Raw genomic sequence first — 22,995 nt, forward strand, 5'->3', positions numbered from 1 at the left:
CGCCTACGGCGCGCAGGTCATTCCTCGCGCGCCGTCATCGTGCCGATGATCTTGTCGAGCGCGTGACCGAAGTCGAGCTTTTCCTGCTCGTCGAGACAGTCGAACATGTCGCCGTTCCATTTGCGCGCGATCGGCATGACCTTTCGATACAGCGCGCGGCCTTCGGGCGTCAGCGACACCAGCACGACGCGGCCGTCCTCGGCGCTCGCCTCGCGTTTCACGAGTCCTTGCCTGATCAACGCTTCGGCGGCGCGGCTTGCCTGGCTCTTGTCGAGATTGGCATGCCTTGCCAGTTCCATGATCGAGAACGGCCCGAATGATCCCACCGACGCAATCACGCGCGCTTCAGGCAAGGTCACGCCGAGCTTGGTCTGATAGCGTTCGCTGATGCCGCGTTCGGCGAGTTTGTTGAGGACATGCAGACGGTACGTCAGGAACTGTTCGAGGCCGGCTTTGGCGTCCTTCATGGTCTTCCCGTAGTGTGTGAGCGGTCGCGGCGCTGTGATTGTTGCCGCAACCGCCTTGCCGGTCAACGCGTGCCGTATTTCAGGCGCGTCAACTGTTCGGCTTCGTCCGCCAACAGCCGCGCCGCGTCGCGAATCGCGACTTCGAGCGTGATCGGGCCGGGCGCCGGCGAGAAGCAGCCGCTGAAATATTCGGCGAGGCGCGGCAACGCGGCTGAGTCGACTCCGCCGGACAGGAGCGTGGCCGGCACGCCTGCTGCCTGGGCATGACGGCAGGCGATAAAGGGCGCCTTGCCGTGCAGCGTTTGCACATCCGAACGGCCTTCACCCGTGATCAGCCAATCGGCGCCTTCGAGCGCGGCGTCCAGACCGATTTGCCGTGCGACGGTTTCCGCGCCCGGTTCGAACTGCGCGCCGAGCATATGCAACGCGAAGCCGAGGCCGCCGGCCGCGCCCGCGCCGGGCAGTTCGCGCGCCGTGCGGCCGAGCGCCGGTTCGAGCAGATCGGCGAAGCGGGTGAGCGCGGCGTCGATCGTGGCAACCTGCTCCGGCTTCACACCCTTTTGCGGACCGAATACCGCAGTTGCGCCGTGTTCGCCGGTCAGCGGATTGTCCACGTCCGACATGCCGACGAACTGCGTGTTCGCGAGACGCGCGTCGAGTTGCGACACGTCCACTCGTGCGAGGCGCGCGAGTTGTTCGGGCGTGGCGTCGAGCTCGTTGTCCTGTGCGTCGAACAGCTTGAGGCCGAGGCCGGTCAGCAGGCCCGCGCCGCCGTCGTTCGTGCTGCTGCCGCCGAGCGCGACGAAAAAGCGCCGCACGCCGGCGTCCATCAGCGCGCCGATCGCCTCGCCCATGCCGCGTGTGCTGCGCGCCTCCACGGGCACGCCCATTCCCACCGGATCCGTAATGCCGACGACCTCCGCCGTTTCGATGATCGCGCTGCCGTCGGCGAGCAGGCCCGTGAGCGCTTCGCGCACCGGACCGGCGGCGCCGCGCACGCTGAGCGTGCGGCGTTCGCCGCCGCTCGTGAGCATGGCGTCGAGTGTGCCTTCGCCGCCGTCGGCCATCGGGCAGATGCGCACTTCCGCGGCGGGACGGGCGCGCTTGATGCCCGCTGCGATGGCCTGCGCGACCTGTTCCGCGCTGAGCGAGCCTTTGAAGGAATCGGGAGCAATGACGACGACGGGCGAGGACGGCGAATTCGGCATGGTGTCTCTGAGTGGTTGGAATCGTTGCGAGGGCGGGTGAAACAGAGAGATGAAGGCGCAGCCCCAAGCGCGTCCATTAGCTTATCAGCATGGGCGCGCCGACTGAATATGTCGAATGGCATAGCCGGCATTGACGGCGGCAGGGCGCCTGCGCGGCGGGGGCTTCTCTTCTTGTCGAGGGCTGGTGATTGAATCGAAGTCCGCGGGAGTTCGTGCAGACAAGCTAAAGCAAAGTCGCTAGGAAAACTTCGTGCAGACAGGCGCAGCCCAGCAGCGGCGCCAGAGCCAAGCCGCACTGGAACAGTGCGCAAACGGGTACGAAACAGCACGGAAAGCGGCCGGAATCCGGCCAAAACCTCGACAAAAACGCGCCCATTCATCGAATCCCCGGCTAGGCGCGCAAATAGTTTGCTAAAATATTCGGCTCTTTGGACCCAACCGTGCTGCCGGCGGCCTGCAAGCCCGCGGCGCAGGCGCGCAATCGAAGCGAAGCGACCTAAACGCGACCAAAAAACGCGACGTCGCACGAGATCGACAAGCGGCACGGAGAAGATAACTGATTCGCTCGAATAATTTTAGGACGATTGAAGCCATGGCTAACGTTGTTGAAAACCTCGGCAAGCTCGAACGCCGCGTCACGATTTCCCTGCCGAAGGACGCCGTGCAGAAGGAAGTGGACTCGCGTATCCGTCAACTCGCGAAGAACGTGCGCATGCCGGGTTTCCGCCCGGGCAAGGTGCCGCTCAAGATGGTGACGCAACAGTATTCGGGCCAGGTGGAAGCCGAAGTGCTGAGCGACAAGGTCGGCAAGGAATTCTTCGACATCAGCCGCACCGAAAACCTGCGCGTCGCCGGTCAGCCGAGCTTCGCGCCGAAGTCCGACGCCACTGAAGGCGACTACGCGTTCGACGCGACGTTCGAGGTGTATCCGGAAGTGAAGCTGGGCGACGTCGCCACGGCTGAAATCGAGCGCACCACGACCACCATCAGCGAAGCGGAAATCGACCGCACGCTGGACATCCTGCGCAAGCAGCGCGTGCACTTCCACGCTCGCGGCGAAGCCGGTGAGCACGGTGACGGCGGCGGCGACACGGCAGCGAAAGAAGGCGACCGCGTAACGGTCGACTTCATCGGCAAGATCGAGGGTGAAGTGTTCCAGGGCGGCAGCGCCGACGACTTCGCGTTCGTGCTGGGCGAAGGCCGCATGCTGCCGGAATTCGAAAAGGCCGCCACTGGCCTGAAGGTCGGCGAATCGAAGGAATTCGATCTGGCGTTCCCTGAGGACTATCACGGCAAGGAAGTCGCCGGCAAGACCGCGCAATTCACGATCACGATGAAGAAGATCGAGTGGCCGCACCTGCCGGAAATCGACGCTGAATTCGCGAAGTCGCTCGGCATCGAAGACGGCGATCTGACCAAGATGCGCGCTGAGATCAAAGACAATCTCGAACGCGAAGCAAAGCGCCGCACGCAGGCCATCGTCAAGAACCAGGTGATGGACGCGTTGCTGAAGATTTCCGAACTGGACGTGCCGAACGCTCTGATCGAACAGGATCAGGAACGCCTCGTCGCAATGGCGCGTCAGGATCTGGAGCAACGCGGCGTGCCGAACGCCAAAGATGCGCCGATCCCGGCTGCGATGTTCAAGGAACAGGCCGAGCGCCGCGTCAAGCTGGGCCTCGTGCTGGCCGAGCTGGTCAAGGCCAACGACCTGCAAGCCAAGCCGGAGCAGATTCGCGCCGAAGTGGACGAGTTCGCGAAAAGCTACGAAGACCCGAAGGAAGTCGTCCGCTGGTATTATTCCAACCAGCAACGTCTTGCCGAAATGGAAGCGTACGTCGTTGAAGCCAACGTCGTCGATTTCGTCCTCAGCAAGGCCAAGGTGACGGACAAGGAAGTGAGCTTCGAAGAACTGGCAAGCGCAACGGCGCAAGCGTAAGCGTCGCTGCAACGGCGTGCCGGCTGTCGGAGCGACGGCCCGCACGCCGTTTTTTTGTGCCGTAGTTGTGTATTGCGTTTTTGTTTCGTGTTGCACGGCGCGCATGCACTGATCGCACTTGAATACGGGGTTGTCGGCCGCACCTGTCCAGCATCTAATATTTAGAATATTTCAGACAAGGATCTACTGCATGACCTTTCGCGCTCAAATGCTGGACACGTTGACCTCCCAGTCGTCGCGGGATCTCGAAGCGCAGGCGCTCGGACTGGTGCCGATCGTCGTGGAAACGAGCGGCCGGGGCGAGCGTTCATACGACATCTATTCGCGTCTGCTGAAGGAACGGATCGTGTTCCTGGTCGGTGAAGTGAACGACCAGACGGCCAATCTCGTCGTCGCGCAGATGCTGTTCCTCGAAAGCGAGAACCCCGACAAGGACATCAGTTTCTACATCAACAGCCCGGGCGGTTCGGTTTCGGCGGGCATGGCGATTTATGACACGATGCAGTTCATTAAGCCGGATGTCTCTACGCTGTGCATGGGTCTTGCGGCCAGCATGGGCGCGTTCCTGCTGGCAGCCGGCGCGAAAGGCAAGCGTTTTGCTCTGCCGAATTCGCGCGTGATGATTCACCAGCCGCTGGGCGGCGCGCGCGGCCAGGCGTCGGACATCGAAATTCAGGCGCGCGAAATCCTGTATTTGAAGGAACGGCTGAATCATCTGCTCGCGCATCACACCGGCCAGCCCGTCGAGCGTATCGCACGCGACACCGACCGCGACAACTTCATGTCCGGCGACGATGCGCAAGCTTACGGCCTCGTCGACCAGGTAGCGCACAAGCGTCCTTGAAATGGTGCGTTTTTGCCCTGAAATGGGGCAAAAACGCAACCGGATCGGTTGTGAAATAATCAAACTTCGTCCGAGTGCCTGCGGCAAACGCCGTCACCTTGGCTCAAGCCCGGCCCCGCGCAAACTGCGAGGCCAGGGCAAACGGCGTATCATGTAATCGAGTGTCCGGAGGCTCACACATCTATGGCGGACAAGAAAGGTTCTAACAGCGAAAAGCTGTTGTATTGCTCGTTTTGCGGCAAGAGTCAGCATGAAGTCAAGAAACTGATTGCCGGCCCGTCGGTGTTCATTTGCGATGAATGTATCGACCTGTGCAACGAAATCATCCGTGATGAGGCTGCAGGCGCGGGCATCGAGGCGGGCTTGTCGAAGTCCGATCTGCCGAGTCCGCAGGAAATCCGTGAAATCCTCGACCAGTACGTGATCGGTCAGGAACGCGCGAAGAAAATTCTCGCGGTCGCGGTGTACAACCATTACAAGCGCCTCAAGCATCTCGACAAGAAAGATGAGATCGAGCTGTCCAAGAGCAACATCCTGCTGATCGGTCCGACCGGTTCCGGTAAGACGCTGCTCGCGCAGACGCTCGCGCGCCTTCTGAACGTCCCGTTCGTGATTGCCGATGCAACCACGCTGACAGAAGCCGGCTATGTCGGTGAAGACGTCGAAAACATCATTCAGAAGCTGCTGCAAAACTGCAATTACGAAGTGGACAAGGCCCAGCGCGGCATTGTCTACATCGACGAAATCGACAAGATTAGCCGCAAGTCCGACAACCCGTCGATCACCCGCGATGTTTCGGGCGAAGGCGTGCAGCAGGCTTTGTTGAAGCTGGTCGAGGGCACCATGGCGTCGGTGCCCCCGCAGGGCGGCCGTAAGCACCCGAATCAGGACTTCATCCAGGTCGACACAACCAACATTCTGTTCATCTGCGGCGGCGCGTTCGACGGCCTCGAAAAGGTCATCGTCGATCGTACCGAGAAGACTGGCATTGGCTTTGGCGCGAGCGTGAAGAGCAAGCAGGACCGCGACGCCGGCGAAGTGCTGCGCGAAGTGGAGCCGGAAGATCTGATCAAATTCGGTCTCATTCCCGAATTGATCGGCCGTCTGCCGGTGGTGGCCACGCTCGGCAAGCTCGACGAAGTCGCGTTGATGAAGATTCTCGTCGAACCGAAGAATGCGCTGGTGAAGCAGTACCACAAGCTGTTCAACATGGAACGCGTCGAGCTCGAAATTCGTCCGGCCGCGCTGCAAGCTGTCGCACGTAAGGCAATTCGTCGCAAGACGGGCGCGCGTGGTTTGCGCTCCATCCTGGAACAGGCGTTGCTTGATGTGATGTACGACCTGCCGCAAATGAAAGGCGTTAGCAAGGTCATCATCGACGACAACGTGATTGACGGCGACGGCAAACCGCTACTGATCTACGAAGACGCGCCCAAAGTGGCGGGTTCGAACTGATCGGCTTGCGGGTTCTGCAAAAAAAGCCGTTCATGGCAACGTGAACGGCTTTTTTCGTTTATCGTGTGGTCAGGCTGGTTGTTTTCACTATGGAGTCACTGAACCTTCGGAGTCACTGAACTTTTCCCACACGCGGAGGCTTGCAATCTTTTCTGCTGGCCTCACCTATCGAACGAACTGATTCCACTCATGGGGAAATGAAATGTCAGGAACCCAACTCCTTCCGCCGGAACGCATTACGCTCCCGCTGCTCCCGCTGCGTGACGTAGTCGTCTTCCCGCACATGGTGATTCCGCTCTTCGTAGGCCGCCCGAAGTCGATCAAGGCTCTCGAAGCAGCGATGGAAGGCGGCAAGCACATCATGCTCGTCGCCCAGAAAACGGCTGCGAAAGATGAGCCGACCGAAAAGGACATGTACGAAGTAGGGTGTGTTGCCAACATCCTGCAAATGCTGAAGCTGCCCGATGGCACCGTGAAAGTGCTCGTCGAAGGCTTGCAGCGCGCGAAAACGCTTTCCATCGAAGAACAGGAAACGCAGTTCTCGTGCGAAGTCATGCCGCTCGAACCCGACCACGCCGACAGCGCTGAAACTGAAGCGCTGCGCCGCGCGATCGTGTCGCAGTTCGACCAGTATGTGAAGCTGAACAAGAAGATTCCGCCGGAGATTCTGACGTCGCTGTCGGGTATCGACGAAGCGGGTCGTCTGGCCGACACGATCGCGGCGCATCTGCCGCTCAAGCTCGACCAGAAGCAGCACATCCTCGAAATGTTCCCGGTGATCGAGCGACTCGAGCATCTGCTCGCGCAACTCGAAGCCGAGATCGACATCCTGCAGGTCGAAAAGCGCATCCGTGGGCGTGTGAAACGCCAGATGGAAAAGAGCCAGCGCGAGTACTACCTGAACGAACAGGTCAAGGCGATCCAGAAGGAACTCGGCGAAGGCGAAGAAGGTGCGGACCTCGAAGAACTCGAGAAGCGCATCACCGCTGCTCGCATGCCGAAGGAAGCGAAGAAGAAAGCCGACGCCGAGCTGAAGAAGCTCAAGCTGATGTCGCCGATGTCGGCCGAAGCGACCGTCGTGCGCAACTACATCGACACGCTGATCGGCTTGCCGTGGCGCAAGAAGAGCAAGGTCAACAACGACCTCTCCAATGCGGAACGCGTGCTCGACGAAGACCACTTCGGTCTCGAGAAAGTGAAGGAACGCATTCTCGAGTATCTCGCGGTCCAGCAACGTGTCGACAAGGTCAAGGCGCCGATCCTGTGCTTGGTTGGGCCTCCGGGCGTCGGTAAGACGTCGCTGGGTCAGTCGATCGCTCGCGCCACGAACCGCAAGTTCGTGCGTATGGCGCTCGGCGGCGTGCGTGACGAAGCCGAGATTCGCGGTCACCGTCGTACGTATATCGGTTCGATGCCCGGCAAGATTCTGCAAAGCCTGACCAAGGTCGGCGTGCGCAATCCGCTCTTCCTGCTCGACGAAGTCGACAAGATGGGCCAGGATTTCCGCGGTGATCCGTCGTCGGCTCTGCTCGAAGTGCTCGATCCGGAACAGAACCATACGTTCGCCGATCACTACGTCGAAGTCGACTTCGATCTGTCGGACGTGATGTTCGTGGCGACGTCGAACTCGCTGAACATTCCGCCGCCGCTGCTCGACCGGATGGAAGTGATCCGTCTGTCGGGTTACACGGAAGACGAGAAGGTCAGCATCGCGCAACGTTATCTTTTGCCCAAGCAAAAGAAGAACAACGGCCTCAAGGACGGCGAGGTCGATGTGACGGAAACCGCGATCCGCGACATCATTCGTTACTACACGCGTGAAGCGGGCGTGCGTTCGCTCGAGCGTGAAATTTCGAAGATCTGCCGTAAGGTCGTGAAGATGCTTCTGCTGAAGAAGGCGGAAGGCGCGGTGAAGGTCGACGGCAGCAATCTCGATACGTTCCTCGGCGTGCGCAAGTACGACTTCGGTCTGGCCGCGAAGGAAAATCAGGTTGGTCAGGTCACGGGTCTTGCGTGGACGGAAGTGGGCGGCGATCTGCTGACCATCGAAGCCGCGGTAATGCCGGGCAAGGGCAACGTGATTCGTACGGGTTCGCTCGGCGACGTGATGAAGGAATCGGTCGAGGCAGCCCGCTCGGTGGTTCGTTCGCGTTCGCGCCGTCTCGGCATCAAGGACGAAGCGTTCGAGAAGCAGGACATTCACATTCACGTGCCGGAAGGCGCGACGCCGAAAGACGGTCCGTCTGCCGGTATCGCGATGACGACCGCGCTGGTGTCGGTGTTGACCGGAATTCCGGTGCGCGCCGATGTCGCAATGACGGGCGAAATCACGTTGCGTGGCGAAGTCCTGCCGATCGGCGGCTTGAAGGAAAAACTGCTGGCGGCGCATCGCGGCGGTATCAAGCTGGTGCTGATTCCGGAAGAAAACGTCAAGGACTTGACGGAGATTCCGGACAACGTGAAGAACGCGATCGAGATCGTGCCGGTCCGCTGGATCGACAAGGTGCTCGAACTGGCGCTCGAACGTGTGCCGGCGGCGTTGCCCGAAGAGGAGCCCAAGCCTGCTGCGCCGGTTGCAGCGGAGCCCGGCAAGGACGCTGCGGCAACGGAAGTCGTGAAGCACTAAGGCAGTCGTCAACGAAGCTTTTGCTCGAAGAAAACCGCGGTCTCGGCCGCGGTTTTTTATTGTCCGCGCGACTTCCGTCAGGCGTCTCGCGAGGGGCGTTTTCCCACCTATTGAGTAAAGCGGCATGCGCCCGCCGACTGGTTGTGCGTGCATCCATTCGCGGCAACATTTTGTTATAGGAAGCCGCCTCGAAATCCTCGCAAATCAGGCTCAACCCCGCTTGACACAAGGGTTTCGGCCCATTCTAATGATTGCGCCCGGCGTTGCCCGCCGGCCGCGTGATGCCAGGCGTTAATAAAGCGCCGTCACGATTGCCATAAACATTCTCGGGGGTTGGGATGAACAAGACGGAATTGATCGATCACGTTGCGCAGCAAGCCGACATTTCGAAGGCAGCGGCAGGCCGTGCACTCGACGCAGTGATCGATGGTGTCAAAGGTACGTTGAAGAAGGGCGGTTCGGTGACGTTGGTGGGTTTTGGCACGTTCGCGGTCGGCAAGCGCTCCGCGCGCACCGGGCGCAATCCGCGCACTGGCGCCGCCATCAAAATCAAGGCGGCGAAGGTCCCCAAATTTAGGCCTGGCAAAGCTCTGAAGGATGCGCTAAACTAATGGGCTTGCTGCTTGAGGGACGTCGATAGGCGAAGATCGGGCAGCAGGTAGAAGCAGGAAAGCAGCACTGAATCATGAAACGGGTGCTTAGCTCAGTTGGTAGAGCGGCGCCCTTACAAGGCGTAGGTCGGGAGTTCGAGCCTCTCAGCACCCACCAGTTTCAGATTCGGTTAAGTGTTCCAGCGCAACATAAGGAGTGGTAGTTCAGTCGGTTAGAATACCGGCCTGTCACGCCGGGGGTCGCGGGTTCGAGTCCCGTCCACTCCGCCAGTATCCTCGAAAGGCGAACTCCGGTTCGCCTTTTTTATTGCCCGCTGTTGTAAGATCGGGCGTTCTGTTTTTGGCACTCCTCACGCATGCTCGATTTTTTCCGCAATCACAAACGCCTGATGATGTTCATGCTCATCCTCGTCATTGTGCCGGGGTTGGGTTTTGTGGGTATTCAGGGCTTTCGCGGCTTCTTTGACGAAAGTGCAAATGTCGCGAGCGTCAACGGTCACAAGATCACGCGCGCTGAATACGACAACGCGATGCGTCAGCAACTCGACCGCGCCCGTCAAATGCTCGGCGCGCAGTTCGATATGAAGTCGTTCGACACGCCGGAACGCCGCGCGCAGATGCTCGATGGTCTGATCGAGCAACGCGTGCTGGCCGATGAAACACAGCGCCTGCATCTCACCGCGTCCGACGACGCCGTGCGCCGCGTGTTGATGAACGATCCGGTGATCTCGTCGCTGAAGAATCCTGACGGCACGATCGACGTCGACCGCTACAAGCAGTTGCTCGCCATGCAAGGCATGACGCCCGACCAGTACGACGAGCGCGTGCGCTACAGCATCGCCACGCAGCAGTTGCCGGCGAGCATTCAAGGCAGCGCGTTCACGTCGAAAACGCTCGCACAGCATCTGACCGAACTCGCGGAGCAACAGCGCGAAGTGCAGGGCATTGCGTTCCATCCGCGCGACTACGCCGCGAAGGTGCAGCCTACCGACGCGCAACTGCAAGCGTATTACGACGCGCATCGCAATGAATTCGCCACGCCGGCCACGGCCACGATCCAGTATCTCGTCTTGTCGCCGGCAACGCTCGCCGCTTCCGCGCAGCCTACCGACGCCGATCTGAAGAAGTACTACGACGACAACATCGCGCACTACCGCACTGACGGCCAGGTGCGGGCGAGCCACATCCTGATCGCAGCGCCGAAAGACGCGAGCCCGGCCGACAAGGCCAAGGCCAAACAGAAGGCCGAAGAGTTGCTCGCGCAGATCAAGGCGCATCCGGACCAGTTCGCGCAGATCGCGCAGCAGAATTCGCAGGACCCCGGTTCAGCGTCGAAGGGCGGCGATCTGGGCTACTTCGGGCGCGGCATGATCGCGGGCGGCCAGGCGTTTGATGACGCCGTGTTCGCGCTGAAGAAAGACGAAGTCAGCGGCATCGTGCAGACCGACTTCGGCTATCACATCGTCAAGGTGACGGACGTGAAACCGGCGGTCACGAAGCCGTTCGACGAAGTGAAAGATCAGATCTCGAAAGACCTGAAGACGCAGTTGGCCACCAAGGCATTCACCGACGATTCGGAAGGCTTCACGTCGATCGTCTATGAAAAAGCGAAGAGCCTGCAACCGGCCGCCGACAAGTACAAGCTGCAAGTGCAGACCGCCACGGTCACGCCGCAGCCGGATCCGAAGCTCGCGCCTGACAGCCCGCTGAACAACGCGAAGTTCCTCGCCGCGGTGTTCGCCAATGACGCCACGACGGCACGCAACAACACGCAGGCCATCGACGTCGGCGGCAACACGTTGATCGCGGCGCGCGTGACCGACTACAAGGCCGCGGCAGTGCCGGCGCTCGACGCCGTCAAGGACGCGGTGCGTCAGAAGGTGATCGCGGTTCAGTCGGATGAAGCGGCTCACAAGGACGGCGTGGCCAAACTGGCCGAGTTCGAAAAGTCGAAGGCAACGACGGGCTTCTCGTCGCCGTTGAAGGTGTCGCGCAACGACGCGCAAGGCGTGCCGCCGGCCGCATTGAGTGCAATCTACAAGGCGGACGCGCAAAAATTGCCGGCTTACGTCGGTGTGGATCTCGGCGACGACGGTTATGCGATCTATCGCGTGAACGCGGTGGTAGCGGGTAACACGGTCGATCCGCAACGTCTGGCTGCAGCGCAGCAACAGATCGCCCAGGTCGATGCGCAGTCCGAAGCAGAGGCCTATGTCGAAGCAGTGCGCGCGCGTTCGAAGGTGAAGTTCTACGGTTCTCTCGACAGCAGCAATGCCCAGGCGAGCGGCGAGTAAGACTGCCCAAACGCAAAAAAGCCCCGCGGAATGCGGGGCTTTTTCATTTGACGAGTGCAAGCTCGTCAAACGGTCAGCTGCGACACGCTGTGAGCGTTACAGGCAGCCGCTGATCGCGCTTGTGGCGTTGCTGCCGCCAGCGCCACCGGCGCGGAAGCCGACCCACGTACCCTTGCCGGAGTACGACGGACGTACGACAGCGGCGGCGCCATTGGGCGGCTGCTGACCCGGGACATACACATCCATGGCTTGATCGTTAGCCAATGTGTCTTGCGAGACGACCTGTTGCTGCGAGCTGTCGGCCCACTTCTGCGCGATGCAGGTAGCGACGGCCTTCGGCGGTTGCTGGCTTTCGCCTACGGACTGAACGCCAGCGGGCGGTTGAGCGGCGCAGGCAGAAATTGCCACGGTCAAAGCGATTAACGGTAAATATTTCACGTTATCTCCTCAAAAGTCGCTCAAAATCGAGCCGGTTACGCGGGATTACGAAAGTGTCAGAGAGAACTTACCGATCCGCGTTCCCACAGTTCTGGAAACAAGTTGTTAGCAGATTTTTCAGTGCGGCGAACTTGTGCGAAGGAGTGGCTTGACTGCGGGCCACACGTTGTTAAGTAGCACTGGCTGTGCCTGCTGGGTGGGATGGATCTGATCGGCCTGGAACATGTCCGGTTTGTCGGCGATGCCGGCGAGCAGAAACGGCACGAGCGGCACACGCAGTTGCTTCGACAGTTCGCCGTACAAGCCGTGGAACTTTTGCGTGTAGTCCGGGCCGTAATTAGGCGGCACGTACATGCCCACCAGCACGACCTTCGCGTGACCTTGCTGAGCCTGCTCGATGATCGTGCGCAGGTTGTCTTCGGTGGTGGAGAGCGGCACGCCGCGCAAGGCGTCGTTGGCGCCGAGTTCGACGATCACGATGCTCGGCTTCAGGCGTTGCATGAGCGCCGGCATGCGGGCTCGTCCGCCGCTCGTGGTGTCGCCGCTAATGCTCGCATTGGCGACGCTATAATCGATTCGCTCGTCGGCGAGGCGCTGGCGCATCAACGCAACCCAGCCCGTGTCGCGGGGCAGTCCGTATTCGGCGGAGATGCTGTCGCCGAGCACGACGATCACCGGCTTGGCCGGTTCGGGCGCGTTGGCGGCCCGCGCCGTGAAGCTCACGGAAAGAAACAGGGTGGCGGCCACAGCGGCGCAGCCGCATGCCGTTGTCAACCCCGTGGCGCGAGACGTCATGGCACGCACTTTCAACCTACGCTTCACCATGCTAAACAAAACTGATCCAGTCATTGAAGTGCGGGGTTTGTGCAAGAAGGTTAACGATGCAACAGGCGAACTGACGATTCTCGACGACATCGATCTTGCTATCGATGCCGGCAGCAGTGTGGCGATCGTCGGTGCATCCGGGTCGGGCAAGTCTACGCTGCTCGGCTTGCTCGCAGGATTGGACAGCGCGAGTTCGGGCTCGGTTCGGTTGCTCGGCCGCGAACTCGGCGAACTGAATGAAGACGAGCGCGCCGCATTGCGCAGCGGCTCCGTCGGCTTCGTGTTCCAGTCGTTTCAACTGATGCCGCATTTGACCGCACTCGAGAACGTTACGTTGCCGCTGGAGTTGCTAGGCGGCATCGGCACGCGCGAGGCCGCAACGCGTGCGCGTGGTTTGCTTGAGCAGGTAGGTCTTGGCAAGCGCACCAGTCACTATCCGAAGCTGCTGTCCGGCGGCGAGCAGCAGCGCGTCGCGCTCGCACGCGCGTTCGTCACCCACCCGGCGATCCTGTTCGCGGACGAACCGACCGGCAGTCTCGACGCCGCCACGGGTCACGCGGTGATCGATCTGATGTTCGAGATGAACCGCGCGAACGGCGCGACGTTGATTCTCGTCACGCATGACATCGAACTGGCGCGCCGCTGCGATACGACAGTGACGATCGAGGCGGGACGTCTCGCCTGAGCGAGCGTCGAGCGTCGAGCGTCGCGACAAAAGCAAAGCGGGCCGCAAGGGCCCGCTTTTTCATGGTGGCTTCCGGTATCGGGCAACCACGCCATTCAAATCAAGCAGCGCGAACCACCGCGCCGCTCACCATCACTTCTTCAACGCCGCCCGCGCCCGCGCGATCAATGCCGACGTGGAAGAATCATGCTTCTTCACATCGGCACTCGGCGCCGTCAGATCGGCTTCGACCACCTTGCCGAGAATCTTGCCCAACTCCACGCCCCATTGATCGAAGGAGTTGATGTTCCATACCGTCCCCTGCACCAGCACCTTGTGCTCGTACAACGCGATCAATGCGCCGAGCGAACGTGCGGTGAGCGCCTCGACGAGCAGCGTGGTGGTCGGACGGTTGCCCGGAAACACCAGGTGCGGCGCCAGTTCCGGCTTGTCCGCGCCGGCCACTTTCTTCGCTTCTTCGAGCGTGCGGCCGACCATCAGCGCTTCGCTTTGCGCAAAGCAATTGGCGAGCAGCTTCGGATGATGGCTGACGAGCGGATGCTCCGGCGTCAACACGGCGATAAAGTCGATCGGCACGATCGTCGGGCCCTGGTGCAGCATCTGGAAGAACGCGTGCTGACCGTTCGTGCCCGGCTCGCCCCACGTCACCGCGGCGGTCGGGTAGTCGACCATCGCGCCATCCAGACGCGCCGACTTGCCGTTGCTCTCCATTTCAAGCTGTTGCAGATACGAAGGCAGGAAATGCAGCGCCTGCGAATACGGCGCGACCAGGTAGCTTTGCGAGCCGAAGAAGTTGCGATACCAGATGCCGATCATGCCGAGCAGCACCGGCAGATTCTTCTCGAGCGGCGCGTCGCGGAAATGCTGGTCCATCTCGTTGGCGCCGGCGAGCAGTTCGTCGAACTGCTGCGGTCCGATCGCGATCATGATGGACAGACCGACGGCCGACCACAGTGAATAGCGTCCGCCGACCCAGTCCCACATCTCGAAGACGTTCTCTTTCGCGATGCCGAACTTGACCACTTCCGCGGGATTCGCGGACACGCCGACGAAGTGCTTCGCCAGCGCGCTTTCCGGGCAGCCTTTCTCGATGAACCAGTCGCGCAGCGAGCGCGCATTGGTCATGGTTTCGAGCGTGGTAAAAGTCTTGGAGACGATGATCGCGAGCGTCTCTTCGGGATCGATCTGCTGCATGACGTTGTACAGATCGGCGCCGTCCACATTGGACACGAAGTGCGTGGTGATCTCCGGCGTGGCCAGATGATGCAGCGCATGCACGACCATCTTCGGCCCGAGATCCGAGCCGCCGATGCCGATGTTCACCACATAGCGGATCCGCTTGCCGGTATAGCCTTTCCACTCGCCGCTGCGCACCTGGCCGGCGAACGCGGCCATCTTGGCGCGCTCGGCCTGCACTTGCGCGTAGAACGGCGCTTTCGGGTCGGTAGCGCGCAATGCCGTGTGCAGCACGGCGCGGCCTTCCGTCGGGTTGACGATGTCGCCCGCGAACATGGCGTCGCGGCGCTTCTCGACGCCGGCTTCGCGCGCGACTTGCACGAGCAGTTTCAGCGTTTCTTCGGTGATGCGGTTCTTCGAGAAATCGGCCGCGAGACCGCCGCCCGCGAACGCAAAGCGTTCAGCACGGGTAGGGGCGGGATCGTTCTCGGGGGCGAACCAGTCGCGCATGTGCGCATTGCGAATCTTGTCGTAATGCGTTTGCAGCGAGGACCAGGAGGGGAGCGAGTTCTGGGTCATAGCGTCCGTCTAACCAAGTGGCACGAAGAAAGGCGCGCGCGTGAAGCGCTGCCGAGGATGATGCAACGATGCTGTTAGAGCGATGCCGCGCGGCCGGGTCCGCCGAGGGTGGCGATAAAAATTCGCCGTCACCCATCGTGGCTCCGACGCGCGGCGCAGTCAGTCAGTATAACGGCGTTGCGTGACGGACGGCAGCGGTTTGGGCGGTCCATCCATAGGTTGGGACGGACAGCTTCAGCACTCCGCTGCCGGATAGAACAAGCGGTTGAGCAAGGTCCGCACCATCGGCGCCAGTTCGCCCGCGGTCAGGCCGGCGGGACCGTGGCCTTGCGCGCTCAGCGTGTCGGCGGCGAGGCCGTGCAGATAGACGCCCGCGAGTGCGGCTTCGTAGCGCGGCAGATGCTGTGCGAGCAGCGCGCCGATGATGCCGCCGAGCACGTCGCCGGTGCCGCCCGTCGCGAGCGCGGCGTTGCCGGTCGGATTGATCGCGAGGCGCCCGTCCGCGGCCGCGACGACGGTGCCTGTGCCTTTGAGCACCACCACGGCCGCGTAGCGCGCGGCGAGTGAGCGCGCCGCGGCGAGGCGGTCGCGCTGCACGTCCGGCGCGTCGGTGCCGAGCAGGCGCGCAGCTTCGAGCGGGTGCGGCGTGAGGATGCACGGATCGCCTTGCACGCCGCGCGCGGTGACATCGGCGGCAAGCGCGGGGTCCTTCGAGATCAGGTTCAGCGCGTCCGCGTCGAACAGCTTGGGGACGTCGAGTTGCAGCACGTCGTGCATCACGCGCGTGGCGCGTTCGCGATGACCCATGCCGCAGCCGACGGCGAGCGCGTCCATTTGGTCGAGCGGGAGATCGTCGACGGCATGCAGCATGAGTTCCGGGTGCGGCGGATCGTAGGGCGGGGCGCCTTCGCCTAGCAGCGCGACGTGCACCTTGCCCGCGCCGGTGTACAGCGCCGCGCGCGAGGCGAGGATCGGCGCGCCGCACATGCCGGTGTCGCCGCCGACCACGGCGAGGCTGCCGAAGCTGCCCTTGTTGGTCGCGAAATCGCGCGGCGGCAGAAAGGCGGCGAAGAGTTCGGGGGCATTCAGTTGCACGGCCGTGCGGCCGCTCGCGTCGACGCCGATCGGCGCGACCGTGACGGCGCCCGCGAGATCGCGCCCTTGCGCGGTGAAGAGCCCGGGTTTGGCGCCGATGAAGGTGATCGTGTGGGTGGCATGGACGGCGGCGCCGGCGCCATTGCCCACAACTGTGCCGGTGTCGCTGTCGAGGCCGCTCGGCACATCGAGCGCCAGCACGCCGCCTTTGCGCGGCCGTGCTTTGGCGCGTTGCGAAAGCTGCCGGGCGACGGCCGCGAACACGCTTTCGAGCGGACGCGTCAGGCCGATGCCGAACATGCCGTCCACCAGCCAGCGGTAGCCGTCCAGCGAGGCGGGCGGCGCGCTGGTGATCGCGACGCCGGCCGCGCGGGCCGTGTCGAGCGCCCAGCGCGCGTCGTCCGGTTTCACTTCGACCGGCATGCACAGCTCGACGGCGATGCCGGCCTGGTGCAGTTCCGTCGCGAGAACCAGCGCGTCGCCGCCGTTGTTGCCCGGCCCGGCGATGAGCCACACCTTCTGCCTGGATTTCTCGATCGACGTATCGCGGGTGATCTGCTCACGCAGGAAGCTCGCGGCGGATTTCCCGGCGCGCGACATCAGCGTGTGTTTCGGCAAGGCGGTCGCCGCTTGGGATTCGGCGATCCGCAGGTCGGTGAGCGTAAGCAAAGGCAGCGCCCGGTTGTGCGGGCTGATGAGCGTCGGCGGCGTGTGGTCGGCTTCTGTCATGGCGAGGCTTGGCGGTTCGCCCGGCGGCAGGCGAAAAAGCTGGGGGAATCGCTATGGTAGTGCCGATGAGCGCCCGGCGGGCGCCTCTTGCGGCCCGCTCGTGCGCGGGCCGGCGAATTACCTGAACCGATCCGCGCGCAGCGCGGCCAGTGTGTCCGTGGGGACGTCCGGCGTGCCGCCCGAAATCAGGTCGGCCACCAGCTTACCCGACCCGCAGGCGAGCCCCCAACCGGCGGGGCCGTGGCCCACATTGACGAAAAGACGCGGATGCAGTGCGTTGCCGATCACCGGCAAGCCGTCCGGCGACAGCAGTTTGACGCCTTCCCACGGCAAGGCCACGGAGATTCGCGCGGCGCCCGGAATCCAGTCGTGCGTCGCCTGGCCGAGCAGGGCGAGGGCTTCCTTGGTCACCGCTTCGCCCAACGGCTTGTCGATCTGGCCGGCGCTTTGCAAGACCGCGCCGCCCGCAATCCGCAGCCGATGGTTCATGCGGCTGATCGCGATCCGCTTCACCGCATCCACGATGGCGACGTGCGGTGCGCATTCCTCATGCGCGATCGGTGCGACCAGCGTGTGCAGACGCAGCGGATGCAGCGGCAAGCGCAAGCCGAGACGCTCGAGCAGCGGCAGGCTGCCGTGGCCGGCGGCCACGACCACCGCGTCGGCGTGGATCACATCGACTTCGCGTGAACGGGAGGTCGCGCCCGGCTGCGGCGCCAGTTCCACCGAGGCGCGCTGGCCGTCCAGACGGATCGACGAGACTTCGCAGCCCAGCATGAATTGCACGCCGCCCTGCGTATCCAGCGTCTGCTTGATGAGCTTGGTGAAGAGCGGCGCATTGGCTGTGCGCTCCTGGTCGAACAGCACGCCGCCCGCGAATTCCGGCTCGGTGCGCACGGAGTGCTCGAACGCGGCGCATTGTTCGGGTGTCAGCTCGTGGTGCGGCACTTCAAAAAGGTTGAGCAGGCCGCGCGCGGGCCGCAGCTGGTCCCATTCCTGCTCGGAGCGCACCAGATAGAGCAGGCCGCTGGTCTGTTCGAACTCGAGGCCGAAGCGCGCCTCCATGTCCGCCATGGTGTCGCGCGACAGCTCGATCAGCGGCCGCAGCAATCCGTATTGATGGCCGAATGCATTGGGTTCCTGCAGCTCGACGAGCTGCTTGACGAACTGGCGCGCCGAGCCGGTGAAGCCGGCCTTGTTGACGACGCCGTTTTTGGCGTTCTGGCGGCTAGCCATGAAAGTCGGGCCGAACCAGACGTCGAGCGGAGTCGGCAGGACGGTGCCGCCGTGTCCATAGGTTGCGCCCTGCGCAACCGTGGCGTGGCGCTCGACGACGCATACCCGATGGCCGGCCGCGCGCAGTTGATAAGCGGTGGCGACGCCCGCAATTCCGCCGCCGATGACGATGACATCCATGTTCTGATTCGATTTGCCGACGGGACGCCGAAGCGGCGCTTGCCCGTTGAGCGTGACATGCGGCGCGCCGTGCCGCCTGCGTGGCCGCTCGCGCCGATCTGGTGAAAGGGCGAATGATAGCAGTCAAACCGCTGGCGCGGCCACGCGGGCGCAACGCCGGAGCGCCGGCGCGATTGGCGCGGTGGGCGCACCGGAGGCCGGCCGAAAGCCGCCCCGAAGCCGCCCGGAACCCACGCGGAGCTTGCGCCAGGCCCCCGCGAAACTATCTCGAAACCTGCCCGAAGCCGCACCGCCAGGCCCGCTGGAAGCCTCTTCCCGGGGTATAATCCCGGACTTCCTTTGCGCCTCACGTCGCCTTCACGCGCGACTCATCGGCATCACTCATCGGCATCATTAGCGACGCAACGTCAAGTCCATGGCCCACTTCTCGTGTTTCCCCGGCGCTTCGGCCCTTTCCGATTTCCGTCAAACCCGCCTGCTCGACACGCTCACGCGCATCGATCCGAACATCACCGGCGTGCGCGGGCAATATCTGCACTTTGTCAACGCGCAGACGCCGCTCTCCGCTGAAGACAACGCGAAGATCGAAGCGCTGATGCACTACGGCGATCCACTCGAAGAAACCAGAGAGCGCGGCACGGCCGAGACTTTTCTCGTGGTGCCGCGTTTCGGCACGGTGTCGCCGTGGGCCAGCAAGGCAACGGATATCGCGCATCTGTGCGGCCTCACGCAGGTGCGCCGCATCGAGCGCGGCGTCGAGTACACGGTCACCCTGAAAAGCGGCCTGCTGGGCGGCAAGAAAGCACTCTCCAACGAAGCCCGCGCCGCTGTCGCGGCGGCCTTGCACGACCGGATGACCGAGAGCGTGGCGCCGTCGCGCGACCACGCGCTGCATCTGTTCGACGAACTGCCGGCCAAGCCGCTGCAAACCGTCGACGTATTGAGCAACGGCCGCGGCGCGCTGGAAACGGCGAACACGGAACTCGGCCTCGCGCTCGCCGACGACGAAATCGACTACCTCGTCGAGGCCTTCACGAAGCTCGGCCGCAACCCGACCGACGTCGAACTGATGATGTTCGCGCAGGCCAACAGCGAACACTGCCGCCACAAGATTTTCAACGCGGACTGGACCATCGACGGCGAAAAGCAGGATATCTCCCTGTTCAACATGATCCGCAACACCGAAAAGCTGAATCCGCAGGGCACGATCGTCGCGTATTCGGATAACTCGGCGATCATGGCGGGTGGCATGGCCGAGCGCTGGTTCCCGCGCACGCCGGCCGAGCTGGGCGCGAGTGAGCTGCCGGAGCACTACCGTCGCAGCAATGAACTCACGCACACCTTGATGAAGGTGGAAACGCACAATCACCCGACCGCGATCTCGCCGTTCCCGGGCGCCGCGACCGGCGCCGGCGGCGAAATCCGCGACGAAGGCGCGACCGGCCGTGGCGCGCGTCCCAAAGCCGGTCTGGCGGGCTTCACGGTGTCGAATCTGGAATTGCCGGACGGCGTCGAGACGTGGGAAAACGCGCGCGACGCCGCGCAGCCGCTCGCACATCGCAATCCGGACGACAAACACGAAGCGTACGGCCGCCCCGACCGCATCGCCTCGCCGCTGCAGATCATGATCGACGGCCCGCTCGGCGGCGCCGCGTTCAACAACGAATTCGGCCGGCCGAATCTGGGCGGCTATTTCCGCGCTTACGAGCAGAACGTCGCGGGTCTGGTGCGCGGCTATCACAAGCCGATCATGATTGCCGGCGGCATCGGCAATATCTCGGACCAGCACACGCATAAGCACGATCTGCCGGAAGGCTCGCTGCTGATCCAGATCGGCGGTCCGGGCATGCGCATCGGCATGGGCGGCGGCGCCGCAAGCTCAATGGCGACCGGCACCAACACCGCTGAACTCGACTTCGACTCGGTCCAGCGCGGCAACCCGGAAATCGAGCGCCGTGCGCAGGAAGTCATCAACGCGTGCTGGCAGCTCGGCGAAAAGAACCCGATTCTGAGCATTCACGACGTGGGCGCGGGCGGTCTCTCGAATGCCTTCCCGGAAGTCGTCGACGGCGCCGGCAAGGGCGCGCTTTTCGATCTGCGCAAGATCCAGTTGGAAGAGAGCGGCTTGTCGCCGCGCGAAATCTGGTCGAACGAAGCGCAAGAGCGGTACGTGCTGGCCATCGCGCCGGCCGATCTGCCGGCCTTCGCCGCCATGTGCGAGCGCGAGCGTTGCCCGTTCGCCGTGATCGGCACGGCCACCGCCGAGCGTCAGCTCAAGCTGATCGACTCCGAACTGAACGACGACAACGCGCACCAGCCGGTCGACATGCCGATGGAAGTACTGCTCGGCAAGGCGCCGCGCATGCATCGCGACGTCAAACGCGTCGAGCGCAAGCTCGAACCGGTGGATGTGACCGGCATCGCGCTGTCGGATGTTGCGACTAGCGTGCTGCGTCATCCCACGGTGGCGAGCAAGTCGTTCCTGATCACGATCGGCGACCGCTCGGTGGGCGGCACGACCGCGCGTGACCAGATGGTCGGCCCGTGGCAAGTGCCGGTGGCCGACGTCGCGATCACCACGATGGACTACGCGGGTTTCACCGGCGAAGCCATGACGATGGCCGAGCGCACGCCTTTGGCTGTCATCAATGCGCCGGCTTCGGGCCGCATGGCGGTCGGCGAGGCCGTGACCAACATCGCGGCGGCGCCGATCGCGTCGCTCGACAAGCTCAAGCTGTCGGCGAACTGGATGGCCGCGTGCGGCGCGCCGGGCGAAGACGCCGCGCTCTACGACACGGTCAGGGCGATCGGCATGGAGTTGTGCCCGGCGCTCGGCATCAGCATTCCGGTCGGCAAGGATTCGCTGTCCATGCGCACCAAGTGGGAAGACCGCGGCGTGGCGAAGGAAGTGGTCGCGCCGGTCTCGCTGATCATTTCGGCGTTCGCGCCGGTTCAGGACGTGCGCCGCCACCTCACGCCACAACTGCGTCGCGCCGGCGAGGTGGGCGAGTCCGTGCTGATCGCGATCGACCTCGGCCGCGGCAAGCATCGTCTCGGCGGCAGTATTCTCGCGCAGGTCACGCAGCAGGTCGGCGACACGGTGCCGGACGTGGACGATCCGGAAGATCTGAAACGTTTCTTCGCCGCGATCCAGGCGCTGAATCAGGACGGCAAGCTGCTCGCGTATCACGACCGCTCGGACGGCGGCCTGTGGGCGACGGTGTGCGAAATGGCATTCGCGGGCCACGTGGGCGTGTCGCTGAATGTCGACATGCTGGTGCTCGATCCGAACCACGAATCGGATTACGGCGACGCCAAAGACTGGGCCAAGCAGACCAGCGGCCGTCGTGAAGACCGTACGATCCGCGCGCTCTTCAGCGAAGAGCTTGGCGCCGTCGTCCAGGTGCGCGCATCCGAGCGCGACGCGGTGCTCGCAGCGTTGCGCGAACACGGGCTGTCGGCGTGCTCGCATGTGATCGGCAAGATCAACGAGCGCGACACGATCGAAATCTATCGCGACGCCAGGAAGATTTACGAAGCGCCGCGCACCGAATTGCATCGTACATGGAGCGAAGTGAGCTGGCGTATCGCACGTTTGCGCGACAACCCCGCGTGCGCCGACGCCGAATACGACGCACTCTCCGACGCGGCCGATCCGGGCATTTCTCCGATCCTGACGTTCGATCCGGCAGAAGACGTCGCCGCGCCGTTCATCGGCAGGGGCGCGCGTCCGCGCGTGGCGATCCTGCGCGAGCAGGGCGTCAACTCGCACCTCGAAACGGCCTATGCATTCGACCGCGCCGGCTTCGACGCGCACGACGTGCACATGAGCGATCTGCTGGCCGGCCGCGCCAATCTGGCGGACTTCGCCGGCGCGGTGGCGTGCGGCGGCTTCTCGTACGGCGACACGCTGGGCGCCGGTGAGGGCTGGGCGAAGGCGATCCGCTTCAACGCGCAACTGGCCGACATGTTCGCTGCCTTCTTTGGCCGCGAAGACACGTTCGCGCTCGGCATCTGCAACGGCTGCCAGATGATGAGCAGCCTCGCTTCGATGATTCCGGGCGCCGAAGCCTGGCCGAAGTTCACCCGCAACAAGTCGGAGAAATTCGAAGCGCGCTTCTCGCTGGTCGAGGTGCAGGCTTCACCGTCGCTCTTCTTCAACGGCATGGAAGGCTCGCGCATTCCGGTCGCGATCGCCCACGGCGAAGGCTACGCGGACTTCTCGCAGCAGGGCGATGCGTCGAAGGTTGCGGTGGCGATGCGCTATGTCGATCACCGTGGTCAGGCGACCGAGCAGTATCCGTTCAACCCGAACGGATCGCCGAACGGCATCACGTCGGTGACGACGCCGGACGGCCGCTTTACGGTGCTGATGCCGCACACCGAGCGCGTGCATCGCGCGGTGCAGATGAGCTGGCACCCGGAAGGCTGGGGCGAAGGCGCCACGGACGCCAGCCCGTGGCTACGCGTGTTCCAGAACGCACGCCGCTGGTTGGGATGATGACGTGAGACGGCTGCCGCGTAGTGCTACGCGGCAGCTTGCTCGCGCCGCGGCCGCGCGCTTGTGCGAGGTGGAAGGACGGCGGATCGCGACGCGCGTCCGTCCGC

General features: G+C 63.2%; 15 protein-coding genes and 2 tRNA genes. 10 read left to right on the forward strand and 7 right to left on the reverse strand.

The window, feature by feature from the left end:
- Positions 1 to 17: 17 nt before the first annotated feature.
- Both B0G81_RS34375 and B0G81_RS34380 read right to left on the reverse strand, forming a co-directional pair.
- Positions 18 to 467 (reverse strand): MarR family transcriptional regulator, encoded by a 450-nt coding sequence (locus tag B0G81_RS34375; protein WP_116119484.1) that lies wholly within the window; start codon positions 465 to 467, stop codon positions 18 to 20.
- Positions 468 to 529: 62 nt separating this feature from the next.
- The gene (locus tag B0G81_RS34380) at positions 530 to 1,675 is read right to left on the reverse strand and encodes a glycerate kinase (protein WP_134141674.1); all 1,146 of its coding nucleotides are present in this window, start codon (positions 1,673 to 1,675) and stop codon (positions 530 to 532) included.
- Between the two features lie 592 nt (positions 1,676 to 2,267).
- On the opposite strand from B0G81_RS34380, the gene tig reads away from it, so the two are divergent.
- The 8 genes from tig to B0G81_RS34420 all read left to right on the forward strand — a co-directional run bounded on the left by tig (position 2,268) and on the right by B0G81_RS34420 (position 11,444).
- Positions 2,268 to 3,614: a trigger factor gene (gene tig, locus B0G81_RS34385; protein WP_106283481.1), complete on the forward strand. Its 1,347-nt coding sequence runs from the start codon at positions 2,268 to 2,270 to the stop codon at positions 3,612 to 3,614.
- Between the two features lie 190 nt (positions 3,615 to 3,804).
- Positions 3,805 to 4,458, forward strand: coding sequence for an ATP-dependent Clp endopeptidase proteolytic subunit ClpP (gene clpP / locus B0G81_RS34390; RefSeq protein ID WP_007182010.1), 654 nt, complete (start codon positions 3,805 to 3,807; stop codon positions 4,456 to 4,458).
- Positions 4,459 to 4,641: 183 nt separating this feature from the next.
- On the forward strand, positions 4,642 to 5,913 hold the full coding sequence (gene clpX / locus B0G81_RS34395) for an ATP-dependent Clp protease ATP-binding subunit ClpX (protein WP_007182009.1): 1,272 nt from the start codon (positions 4,642 to 4,644) through the stop codon (positions 5,911 to 5,913).
- A 202-nt stretch (positions 5,914 to 6,115) separates the two neighbouring features.
- The gene (gene lon, locus B0G81_RS34400) at positions 6,116 to 8,539 is read left to right on the forward strand and encodes an endopeptidase La (RefSeq protein ID WP_106283480.1); all 2,424 of its coding nucleotides are present in this window, start codon (positions 6,116 to 6,118) and stop codon (positions 8,537 to 8,539) included.
- 338 nt (positions 8,540 to 8,877) lie between these two features.
- The gene (locus tag B0G81_RS34405) at positions 8,878 to 9,150 is read left to right on the forward strand and encodes an HU family DNA-binding protein (protein ID WP_106283479.1); all 273 of its coding nucleotides are present in this window, start codon (positions 8,878 to 8,880) and stop codon (positions 9,148 to 9,150) included.
- Positions 9,151 to 9,231: 81 nt separating this feature from the next.
- Positions 9,232 to 9,307: transfer RNA gene (locus tag B0G81_RS34410), tRNA-Val, on the forward strand.
- A gap of 36 nt (positions 9,308 to 9,343) precedes the next feature.
- A tRNA-Asp gene (locus tag B0G81_RS34415) sits at positions 9,344 to 9,420 on the forward strand.
- An 86-nt stretch (positions 9,421 to 9,506) separates the two neighbouring features.
- Positions 9,507 to 11,444, forward strand: a complete 1,938-nt coding sequence (locus B0G81_RS34420; protein ID WP_134141679.1) for a SurA N-terminal domain-containing protein — start codon at positions 9,507 to 9,509, stop codon at positions 11,442 to 11,444.
- Positions 11,445 to 11,540: 96 nt separating this feature from the next.
- Here B0G81_RS34420 and B0G81_RS34425 read toward each other — a convergent pair whose 3' ends face one another.
- Both B0G81_RS34425 and B0G81_RS34430 read right to left on the reverse strand, forming a co-directional pair.
- Positions 11,541 to 11,882 (reverse strand): hypothetical protein, encoded by a 342-nt coding sequence (locus B0G81_RS34425; protein WP_116141242.1) that lies wholly within the window; start codon positions 11,880 to 11,882, stop codon positions 11,541 to 11,543.
- Positions 11,883 to 11,999: 117 nt separating this feature from the next.
- On the reverse strand, positions 12,000 to 12,677 hold the full coding sequence (locus B0G81_RS34430) for an arylesterase (protein WP_243856689.1): 678 nt from the start codon (positions 12,675 to 12,677) through the stop codon (positions 12,000 to 12,002).
- Positions 12,678 to 12,705: 28 nt separating this feature from the next.
- On the opposite strand from B0G81_RS34430, the gene B0G81_RS34435 reads away from it, so the two are divergent.
- Positions 12,706 to 13,392, forward strand: a complete 687-nt coding sequence (locus tag B0G81_RS34435) for an ABC transporter ATP-binding protein (RefSeq protein ID WP_106281089.1) — start codon at positions 12,706 to 12,708, stop codon at positions 13,390 to 13,392.
- Positions 13,393 to 13,524: 132 nt separating this feature from the next.
- Here B0G81_RS34435 and pgi read toward each other — a convergent pair whose 3' ends face one another.
- The 3 genes from pgi to B0G81_RS34450 form a co-directional block, all read right to left on the reverse strand.
- Positions 13,525 to 15,147, reverse strand: coding sequence for a glucose-6-phosphate isomerase (pgi, locus tag B0G81_RS34440; protein WP_134141687.1), 1,623 nt, complete (start codon positions 15,145 to 15,147; stop codon positions 13,525 to 13,527).
- Between the two features lie 234 nt (positions 15,148 to 15,381).
- A complete protein-coding gene (locus B0G81_RS34445) occupies positions 15,382 to 16,971 on the reverse strand; it encodes an NAD(P)H-hydrate dehydratase (RefSeq protein ID WP_134141689.1) in 1,590 nt (529 codons plus the stop codon).
- A gap of 117 nt (positions 16,972 to 17,088) precedes the next feature.
- On the reverse strand, positions 17,089 to 18,387 hold the full coding sequence (locus B0G81_RS34450) for an FAD-dependent oxidoreductase (RefSeq protein ID WP_134141693.1): 1,299 nt from the start codon (positions 18,385 to 18,387) through the stop codon (positions 17,089 to 17,091).
- Between the two features lie 415 nt (positions 18,388 to 18,802).
- Here B0G81_RS34450 and purL point away from each other — a divergent pair, with 415 nt between their 5' ends.
- Entirely contained in the window at positions 18,803 to 22,888 is a 4,086-nt protein-coding gene (gene purL / locus B0G81_RS34455; RefSeq protein WP_134141696.1) for a phosphoribosylformylglycinamidine synthase, read from the forward strand.
- The last annotated feature ends 107 nt before the right edge of the window (positions 22,889 to 22,995 follow it).

It is taken from the genome of Paraburkholderia sp. BL6665CI2N2 (genome assembly GCF_004366535.1).
In the GTDB taxonomy this organism is placed as follows: Bacteria; Pseudomonadota; Gammaproteobacteria; order Burkholderiales; family Burkholderiaceae; genus Paraburkholderia.

What these genes read in the sequence shown, in the direction of transcription:
- lon (WP_106283480.1), top strand. Translation starts at nt 6,116, where the DNA reads ATGTCAGGAACCCAACTCCTTCCGCCGGAACGCATTACGCTCCCGCTG.
- B0G81_RS34450 (WP_134141693.1), bottom strand. Translation starts at nt 18,387, where the DNA reads ATGGATGTCATCGTCATCGGCGGCGGAATTGCGGGCGTCGCCACCGCT.
- pgi (WP_134141687.1), bottom strand. Translation starts at nt 15,147, where the DNA reads ATGACCCAGAACTCGCTCCCCTCCTGGTCCTCGCTGCAAACGCATTAC.
- B0G81_RS34435 (WP_106281089.1), top strand. Translation starts at nt 12,706, where the DNA reads ATGCTAAACAAAACTGATCCAGTCATTGAAGTGCGGGGTTTGTGCAAG.
- B0G81_RS34430 (WP_243856689.1), bottom strand. Translation starts at nt 12,677, where the DNA reads ATGACGTCTCGCGCCACGGGGTTGACAACGGCATGCGGCTGCGCCGCT.
- B0G81_RS34375 (WP_116119484.1), bottom strand. Translation starts at nt 467, where the DNA reads ATGAAGGACGCCAAAGCCGGCCTCGAACAGTTCCTGACGTACCGTCTG.
- B0G81_RS34405 (WP_106283479.1), top strand. Translation starts at nt 8,878, where the DNA reads ATGAACAAGACGGAATTGATCGATCACGTTGCGCAGCAAGCCGACATT.
- clpP (WP_007182010.1), top strand. Translation starts at nt 3,805, where the DNA reads ATGACCTTTCGCGCTCAAATGCTGGACACGTTGACCTCCCAGTCGTCG.
- purL (WP_134141696.1), top strand. Translation starts at nt 18,803, where the DNA reads ATGGCCCACTTCTCGTGTTTCCCCGGCGCTTCGGCCCTTTCCGATTTC.
- clpX (WP_007182009.1), top strand. Translation starts at nt 4,642, where the DNA reads ATGGCGGACAAGAAAGGTTCTAACAGCGAAAAGCTGTTGTATTGCTCG.
- tig (WP_106283481.1), top strand. Translation starts at nt 2,268, where the DNA reads ATGGCTAACGTTGTTGAAAACCTCGGCAAGCTCGAACGCCGCGTCACG.
- B0G81_RS34445 (WP_134141689.1), bottom strand. Translation starts at nt 16,971, where the DNA reads ATGACAGAAGCCGACCACACGCCGCCGACGCTCATCAGCCCGCACAAC.
- B0G81_RS34420 (WP_134141679.1), top strand. Translation starts at nt 9,507, where the DNA reads ATGCTCGATTTTTTCCGCAATCACAAACGCCTGATGATGTTCATGCTC.
- B0G81_RS34380 (WP_134141674.1), bottom strand. Translation starts at nt 1,675, where the DNA reads ATGCCGAATTCGCCGTCCTCGCCCGTCGTCGTCATTGCTCCCGATTCC.